1 protein-coding gene is annotated in these 474 nt (G+C 69.4%); it reads right to left on the bottom strand.

Annotated elements, in window-relative coordinates:
- The coding region (locus RM812_RS42245; RefSeq protein WP_311586332.1) for a polyketide synthase at positions 1–474 on the bottom strand (474 nt) is incomplete at both ends.

Genomic DNA, 474 nt, shown 5'->3' with positions numbered 1-474 from the left:
GCAGCGCCCGCACCGCCAGATGCAACGCGACCAGCGACGACGAACACGCCGTGTCCACCGTCACCGCCGGCCCCTCCAGACCCAGCACATACGAGATACGACCCGAAGCGACACTGCCGGACGTCCCGGTGCCGAGGAAGCCGACCGTCTCGTCGTCGGGGGCGGCGGGGCCCGTCACGGTGCTGCCGTAGTCGTGGTACATCACTCCGGCGTAGACGCCGGTCCGTGAGCCGCGCAGCGCGTGCGGGTCGATACCCGCCCGCTCCAACGCCTCCCACGACGTCTCCAACAGCAACCGCTGCTGCGGATCCATCGCCAACGCCTCACGCGGCGAGATACCGAAGAACCCCGCGTCGAACTCCCCCGCGTCATGCAGGAACCCACCCTCACGCACATACGTACGCCCGGGCACACCCGGCTCCGGATCGAACAACCCCGCCACATCCCAACCCCGATCGGTCGGGAACGGGGAGA

The organism is Streptomyces lancefieldiae (assembly GCF_031845825.1).
GTDB classification, from domain to species: Bacteria; Actinomycetota; Actinomycetes; order Streptomycetales; family Streptomycetaceae; genus Streptomyces; species Streptomyces lancefieldiae.
Note: the sequence above shows the minus strand (reverse complement) of the source record. Positions and strands in the feature narration are given on the sequence as shown.